The following is a 7,398-nucleotide window of genomic DNA, read 5'->3' as shown; positions in this document are numbered from 1 at the left end:
TGTGCCTAAAGAGTTCAAAGTAATCGCATATGATGAAGGTTACGATAATAAAACCAATACAGTCGTTATTCCGTTAATGGTTGTAGGACAATATTATTCCTTCACTATTACTGCAGTTGCTTTGGTAAACGGTACATTAAATAACACCGCTAACGTAACATGTAACGAAAACAGAACTGTTAAAAACGATACAGTTGTAATTCGTGTTGATCCTAGGGTTAACTTGACTATTAGCAAAGTTGCTGACAATTCAGTTGTTTACGTTGATGATACTGTAACATTCACTATCAACGTTACCAATAACGGTCCTTCCAACGCTACAAACGTTACCATTAAGGATGTTGTTCCTAAACAGTTCAATGTAACCGGTTCTAGCGATTCCAACTATAAGAATAATGTTTTAGTCATTCCTAAGTTGGCTGCTGGCGCATCTTATGCGTTCACTATTACAGCAATTGCTTTAACTGCTGGTAATTGGACTAACATCGCTAATGTAACCTGTAACGAGAACAAGACTGTTATAGAGGATAACGCAACTGTTGAAGTGTTACCGGTTGTTAATTTAACCATTAACAAGACTGCTGATCATGAAAGAATATTTGTCAACGAATCAGTTATCTTTACCATTAATGTAACTAACGAAGGCCCATGTAACGCTACCAATGTAGTAATTACCGATGTGGTGCCTGGACAGTTCAGAATAGTTGCCTATGATGAAGGTTATGACATCAAAACCAATACCGTAACTATTCCATTGATGGTTGTAGGCAAATCTTATGTGTTCACAATTACCGCCATTGCTTTATTGGAAGGTAATTTAAATAACACTGCTAACGTGACATGTGATGAAAACAGAACAGTTAAAAACAGTACTGTCAATATTACTGTTGATCCTATTTGCGACTTAGAAATTAGCAAAAAAGTTAATGCTACAAGCGTATTCTTAAACGATTTGGTTAAATGGACTATCACTGTTGTAAATAATGGTCCTAGTATTGCTCGTAATGTAATTGTTAATGATACTTTACCTGAAGGGCTTAAACTTATGAGCACTTCCAGGGTTTGTACTGTTGATGGTAACACCATTATCTGGAATATCGGTGATTTAAAAGCAAATTCACCTATATCCCTTGAATTGGTTACCAAAGCAGAACTATTAGGTAATCTGACAAACATCGTAGTAGTAAACACAACTACTAATGAGACTAATAAAACTAATAATGAGGCAAACAATACTACAGATGTTAAACCGATTTGCGATTTGGCAATCAGTAAGTCTGTAAATGCTTCCAGTGTATTTATTAATGATTTGGTTGAATGGACTATCACTGTTGTTAATTATGGCCCAAGCACTGCTGTGGATGTTGTGGTAAGAGATATTTTCCCAGCTGGTATGAAGGTAATTACTGCGGCTTCATCTGCGGGCAGTTTTGATAAAAGTGCTAAGATGTGGGATATTGGAGAAGTCAATGTGAATAATCCGGTTTCTCTTGTTTTAGTGACTCAGGTCTTGACTGTAGGTGCTATAACAAACATTGTAACAGTTAACTCTTCTACACCAGACAGTAATAAAACAAACAATATTGCTAACAACACTACTGTTGTTAAACCGATTTGTGACGTATCAATAAGTAAACTTGTTAGCGATAGTGTAGTTTATGTTGGTGATAAAGTAACTTGGAAAATTATTGTTTCAAATAACGGACCAAGTGATGCTAAAGGTGTTGTTGTTATTGATAAATTACCTAAATCTTTAAAAGTTGTATCTTACAAAGTAACTAAAGGAACATTTAACTCAAAAACAGGTAAATGGAGTATTTCAGTATTAGGAAAAGGTTCAACCGAGGTTTTAACCCTTGTGACTAAGGTTACTGATGATGGTTACATCACTAACCCTGTTGTCGTAAGTACCAAAACTACTGAAACTGATTATTCCAATAATAAAGCGAACAATACAACCTACGCTAAACCTATCGTTGATTTAGTAGTTGACAAATCAGCAGAAAACAAGGTTTACAGCGTAAATGAGAAAATGCACTGGATCATTAAGATTACAAACAAAGGTCCTAGCGTTGCTCATGACGTTGTTGCATTCGATACTTTACCTCTAAATTGTAAATTTATTAGTTACAGTGCAACTAAAGGAACATTTGATCAAAAAACTGGTATGTGGACTGTTGGAGAATTGGGCAAAGGTGAAACAGTCATTTTGGATATATTCTGCAAAGTGACCAAGGCAGGTTTAATTACCAATGAGGTAAACGTAACCTGTAACGAAACTGATATGGATTTATCAAATAATTATGATAATGAAACAATCAACGTTACCGAACCTGGCGAACCTGAAACTCCTCCGACAATGCACCCAACCGGAAACCCAATAGTATACCTTGTGATTGCTATTATGGGTATTTTTGGCTGTTTTTGGTCAAGAAATAGGGAAGAATAAGTCAAAAACACTTCGTTAACTAGTTTAATTTAACTAGTTAACACCTTTTTTCTTTTTTTTTATTTTTTTAAATCAATTTTTTACGCAAATTTAATCAGAATCATTTTTTTAGACAAATATCTAAAATATCTCATTCTTGGATATGAAAAAAAGTCAATAGGATGGCTGATTTCAATTTCTTTTTTTGTGGGCGGTGATAATTGTGAAGCTGCTTGAATTAATGGTTATTATGCAGTCGTCAACGTCAACGTAATAGTTCTTGCCCTCTTTGGCGACGGTGGAGTTTTCCTGTTTAAGCTTGGAAATGCAATAGCTCACGGGTTCGTCTGTTATTCCCAAATTTTTCTGTATTCTTCCAACGCCCATTTCGGTGGTGTGAATCCTGTCAATGTTTTCAAGCAAAACTTCTTTCATTTTAACATTCCTCATATTATTCCATGAATCATTCTTAACGCATCCAACAACCCATGGCTGTATTCAATGCAGCCGAATGCAGTCCTCATATCTCCCTTTTCAAGATAATATTTGGAATCGTTCCAGTAATCAATGGCCCTGTCGTAAACCTCTTTTTCCTTGCCGACAAACTCGATGTGGGCCACCTGGTTCAGGTTTCTCTCAAGTTTTGCAATGTCCTTTGCTATTTTTTCCGGACTCTCAAGTTCAGTCATTTCAATTGCCTCCTAACGTACATGATTCTCTGTCCAACGGTAAAGTAGGATAGGATAACCAGGATATAAATAATATAGGTAAAGTAGATGTCTCCCAAAAGATAGCCGATAATCGCACCAATCATTAGGATAATCATGCGGACGGCCCTTTCGGCTATTCCGATATTGCATTCTGCACCCTGGGATTCAGCCCTTGCCCTGACATAGCTTACGGTAATCGCTGAGTGAATTGCCAGGATTCCGACAAACCAGTCGCAATATCCTCCAAAGATTATTCCAATATAGATTATCGCATCTGCAAAACGATCCATTGTTGAATCAAGAAACGCCCCAAATCGGGATGATCTGCCATGATATCTGGCAACGGCACCGTCAAGAACATCTAAAAACCCTGAAAACAATATTGCCACGCACCCCAAAATCAGGTCATGATTCGCAAATCCATAAGCTGCAAGCACAGCGACAAATGGCGAGACGATTGTCACTATATTCGGATTTATGTTTAAATTTCGAGCGAGCGGGTTTAATATTTTTGTTAAAAGGGGTCTTAGACTTTGAAGCATAATTATATATAAAGATTTCATCTAATATAAAGGTGAATGAAAGTATTAAAAACAAGCATTGATAAGGTTGATGAAGACATCGTTTCACAGGCAATTAATGTCCTGGCAGATGGAGGAATCGTATTGTACCCTACCGATACGGTGTATGGTTTGGGGGCGAATATTTTCGATAACAGGGCAGTCAAGAGAATATTCGAAATAAAAAACAGAAGTTATCTGAAGCCTCTTTCCATACTTGTCAGCGATGTCGAGTCAATTAACCTGGTTGCAAAGCTGTCCACCTCCCAGAAGGAAATCATCAACAACTGTTTGCCTGGTCCTTACACATTTATTTTAAATAAGCGGGAAATAGTCTCAAGACACATCACCGGTGGATTGCGCAATGTCGGGGTCAGAGTTCCGGATAATGAACTGGCCTGCAGATTAGCAAGTGTTTTTCCAATCACAACAACCAGCGCCAATTTATCCGATGATGAAATATTGTCAAATCCTCAGGAGATTATAGAACAGCTTGGCCGCGAAGTTGATTTGGTGATTGATGTAGGCGAGTTAAAATCAACAAAATCATCATCCGTCATCGATTTGACAGGTTTAAAACCAAAAGTAGTAAGAGATTAAAGGATTAATCTCTGTAAATAAATTTGATTGCCATAACTGTTAATAAAATTAACAGCAGCAGTATTCCGATACTTCTTTTTCCTGTTGTGTGTTTAGATAATCTCATGCTTTCTTCATGATTATCTTTACCTGTAGAATTTTTCTTGTCTTCGGTCTGATTTAGTTTAGCAAGGCCATTTCCGCTTGCATTGGTCATTTGATCGGATTCGTTCTCATAGGTTAAGTTGTCAGATTTGCTTTCCCCACTTTCATTGGTGGAGTTAGATTCCTGCACTGTCAGATTTTCGTTTGAAAGATTGTTGGCACTGGAATTATCCAATGATGTGTTTTCAAGGTTGCTTTTATCATCATTGGTGATATCTCTGTAGGTAATTTTGTATCCAAAGAAATTTTGATAATCGCTTCTGCCGGAAGACAATACCTCAAAGTCAAAGACCGCTTCGGTAGTATTGTTGATTTGCCTAACAGCTCCGTGGTCGGGGATTGTTTTTGTCAAAGCCGTATTTTTAATGTTTTCAATCAGGTCATAATCCAGCCTCCAACCGTTGAAGTCATCTGTGAAATGCCAAATGGTATGCTGGGTTACAATATCGTCTTTCATCGCATTTTCATAATAATCGACAAAATATACCTTCAGGCAATTTCCGACATCCTCTCCACTGTATCGGTTAACCGCATAGGACGTATTTTTCACTGTAAAAGTGTCGCCGGCAGCTGCTTCATGACTTCCGTAATTGATGCAGTATCCGTTGTAGTCATCATCAAATCTGATGTTGACGTGTCCGTTTTCGGATGATTTTACTTCTTCATCAATTCTGCTTTCAATTTCTTCTTCGCTATCAGCCAGCATCATTTCCGTTTCATTTTGCGCACTTGCAAAATTCAGGCACGACGTTACTGCAATCAATAAGATTAAAATTGTAAATAATGTTCTTTTCAATGTATTCACCTCTTAAAAGTTGGTATTAAACTCGTTGTAAGAGGACATATATAAAGTTTAAGTAACCGTTAACTCACCACAAGGACAACAAAAAGGTTCATATGGAAATAATGGAAATGCAAAAATCCGGAGGGTATTTTCCCTGTTTTAACCCGTTCCGCTTTGTTTTTGATAGCAATTAAAAATTTTTATATCATATAAAAATCAATAATTTATCATGAAAGTGTTAGCTAATTTTGAAGACAATCATAAGATCCCATCAAATTCATCACTTGATGACCTGTTGGAGGGAGGTTTTGAAAAAGGATGCGTAACTCAATTGTTCGGGTCTCCCAGCTCAGGCAAAAGTAATGTGGCACTGACATTGGCAGTCAATGTTGCTAAAAACAATAGAAAAGTAATCTATATAGATACCGAGGGCGGAATTTCAATCGATAGAATCAAGCAAATTTCAGGACCTGATTTTTCAAATGTGGCTAACAACATAATGGTTTTGGAACCGACTGATTTTTTACAGCAAAGTGAAAATTTAAGGTCAATTGATGTTTGGCTTAGAAAACATCATGAGGAAGTTGACCTGATTATCCTTGATTCGGCTGTTGCACTTTACAGAGTGGATGATATGAAATCATATAAGTTGAGTAAAGAGCTGAGAAAGCAGATTCAGCTATTGTCCAACATCGCACGCAAGTATGATATCGCGGTAATAATAACAAATCAGATTTACGCCGCTTTTGACGACGATGGAGGCAATGAAGTTAGAGCAGTTGGCGGGGATATATTGTCATATATAAGTAAAGTAATAATCCAATTGGAGCGTGGCGAAGAGGTAAATCAAAGGGTTGCCACTTTAAAACGCCATAGGAGCTTGCCGGAAGGAAGGCAAGTTACTTTTTCAATAACTTCAAATGGAATAATTTAAGATAATTTTATTAACAATTAAAAATAAATAATTAAGCTGGAATTTGTTTAAGTGATATTATGAGGGAAAAGGATTACGATATTAAAAAGCCAAAAAAGAAGTTTCACAAAACCGAAAGAGTACCTCCTGAAGGATACGATTGTGCAAATGACTTTTTTGAAGACATGTACATGGACGAAGACATGATATGGATGGGCCAGAATACCAACCATTTGCATGATGATACCATAGCCGACGCTATGATTGAAGCCATTAAATTGAAAACTTACTGTAAATACCCTGCCCCTGAAGGATTCAGCGAACTTAAACAATTAATCTTAGATGACTTGGGATTCGACGACATAGAAGTGTTGCTAACTTCAGGTGCAACAGAATCCTTATATTTGGTTATGCAAGCTCTTTTAGAACCTGAAGACAATGTGGTCTTATCCGATCCGGGTTATTTCATCATAGGGGACTTTGCAAATCGTTTTGCCGGCGAAGTAAGGTATGTTCCAATCTATTTTGAAGAAAACAATTATAAGTTGACTCCTGATCTTTTAAGGAAAAACATGGATGAGAATACCCGTATGGTGATATTGATTGATCCTTTAAATCCATTAGGTTCTTCATACACTGAAGATGAATTGAAGGAATTTGCAGAAATTGCCAAAGAAAATGACTTATACTTATTGCATGACATAACCTACAAAGATTTCGCACGCGAACATTTCCTCGTTGAAAATTACGCTCCCGGCCAGACATTAACAATCTACAGCTTTTCCAAAATATTCGGAATGGCAGGTTTAAGAATCGGAGGGGTGCTTTCCTCAAAACCTATCATCGATGCCATCAAGAATGCTGTAATCAACGACTTGGGAGTAAACATTATTTCACAGTATGGTGCAATCGCAGGCCTCAAATCAAAACAGGAATGGTTTGAAGACATGAGGGAAACCTGCTTTGAAAACCAGAGACTGATCAATGAAATGATTGAACCTATTGAAGGGGTGTTCCTGCCGGTTTATCCGTCTGATGCAAACATGATGGTAATAGACCTGTCCGGCGCCGGAATCAATCCGAAAGTAATGTCAAATTACCTAATTGATAAAAAATTATTTACAAGAGAAGGGGAATACACTTCTGAAGAATTCGGAGACAGGTACTTGCGTATCAGCTTTTCAATTCCAACAGAAGAAATCAAAGTATTCTGTGAAGAATTCCCTAAAGCTGTTGAAGCTTTAAGGACAAAATAAGGT

The 7,398-nt window shown here is 37.1% G+C and carries 8 protein-coding genes; 4 read left to right on the top strand and 4 right to left on the bottom strand.

The genetic code is table 11. The features are described from left to right. The coding region (locus IKS50_RS05440; RefSeq protein ID WP_292846591.1) for a DUF11 domain-containing protein at positions 1–2,449 on the top strand (2,449 nt) is incomplete at its 5' end. Between the two features lie 171 nt (positions 2,450–2,620). Here IKS50_RS05440 and IKS50_RS05435 read toward each other — a convergent pair. The 3 genes from IKS50_RS05435 to pgsA are packed head-to-tail and all read right to left on the bottom strand — an operon-like array spanning position 2,621 to position 3,680. Then, a complete protein-coding gene (locus IKS50_RS05435) occupies positions 2,621–2,863 on the bottom strand; it encodes a DUF3781 domain-containing protein (protein WP_292846588.1) in 243 nt (80 codons plus the stop codon). Between the two features lie 11 nt (positions 2,864–2,874). Further along, the gene (locus IKS50_RS05430) at positions 2,875–3,117 is read right to left on the bottom strand and encodes a DUF357 domain-containing protein (RefSeq protein ID WP_292846585.1); all 243 of its coding nucleotides are present in this window, start codon (positions 3,115–3,117) and stop codon (positions 2,875–2,877) included. Then, on the bottom strand, positions 3,114–3,680 hold the full coding sequence (gene pgsA, locus IKS50_RS05425; protein WP_292846582.1) for an archaetidylinositol phosphate synthase: 567 nt from the start codon (positions 3,678–3,680) through the stop codon (positions 3,114–3,116). The genes IKS50_RS05430 and pgsA overlap by 4 nt, the downstream gene beginning before the upstream one ends. 36 nt (positions 3,681–3,716) lie before the next feature. Here pgsA and IKS50_RS05420 point away from each other — a divergent pair, with 36 nt between their 5' ends. Beyond that, positions 3,717–4,298, top strand: coding sequence for an L-threonylcarbamoyladenylate synthase (locus IKS50_RS05420; RefSeq protein WP_292846579.1), 582 nt, complete (start codon positions 3,717–3,719; stop codon positions 4,296–4,298). Positions 4,299–4,302: 4 nt separating this feature from the next. Here the strand turns inward: IKS50_RS05420 and IKS50_RS05415 are convergent, their stop codons facing one another. Beyond that, a complete protein-coding gene (locus IKS50_RS05415) occupies positions 4,303–5,238 on the bottom strand; it encodes a hypothetical protein (protein WP_292846576.1) in 936 nt (311 codons plus the stop codon). 217 nt (positions 5,239–5,455) lie between these two features. On the opposite strand from IKS50_RS05415, the gene radB reads away from it, so the two are divergent. Next, positions 5,456–6,160 (top strand): DNA repair and recombination protein RadB, encoded by a 705-nt coding sequence (gene radB, locus IKS50_RS05410; RefSeq protein WP_292846573.1) that lies wholly within the window; start codon positions 5,456–5,458, stop codon positions 6,158–6,160. Between the two features lie 59 nt (positions 6,161–6,219). Continuing rightward, a complete protein-coding gene (locus IKS50_RS05405) occupies positions 6,220–7,395 on the top strand; it encodes a pyridoxal phosphate-dependent aminotransferase (protein ID WP_292846570.1) in 1,176 nt (391 codons plus the stop codon). The last annotated feature ends 3 nt before the right edge of the window (positions 7,396–7,398 follow it).

Origin of the sequence: Methanobrevibacter sp. (assembly GCF_017539065.1) — an archaeon.
In the GTDB taxonomy this organism is placed as follows: Archaea; Methanobacteriota; Methanobacteria; order Methanobacteriales; family Methanobacteriaceae; genus Methanocatella.
Note: the sequence above shows the minus strand (reverse complement) of the source record. Positions and strands in the feature narration are given on the sequence as shown.

Excerpts from the sequence above, each read along its gene's own strand:
- IKS50_RS05420 (WP_292846579.1), top strand. The coding sequence starts at position 3,717 with ATGAAAGTATTAAAAACAAGCATTGATAAGGTTGATGAAGACATCGTT.
- radB (WP_292846573.1), top strand. The coding sequence starts at position 5,456 with ATGAAAGTGTTAGCTAATTTTGAAGACAATCATAAGATCCCATCAAAT.
- pgsA (WP_292846582.1), bottom strand. The coding sequence starts at position 3,680 with ATGCTTCAAAGTCTAAGACCCCTTTTAACAAAAATATTAAACCCGCTC.
- IKS50_RS05435 (WP_292846588.1), bottom strand. The coding sequence starts at position 2,863 with ATGAAAGAAGTTTTGCTTGAAAACATTGACAGGATTCACACCACCGAA.
- IKS50_RS05430 (WP_292846585.1), bottom strand. The coding sequence starts at position 3,117 with ATGACTGAACTTGAGAGTCCGGAAAAAATAGCAAAGGACATTGCAAAA.
- IKS50_RS05405 (WP_292846570.1), top strand. The coding sequence starts at position 6,220 with ATGAGGGAAAAGGATTACGATATTAAAAAGCCAAAAAAGAAGTTTCAC.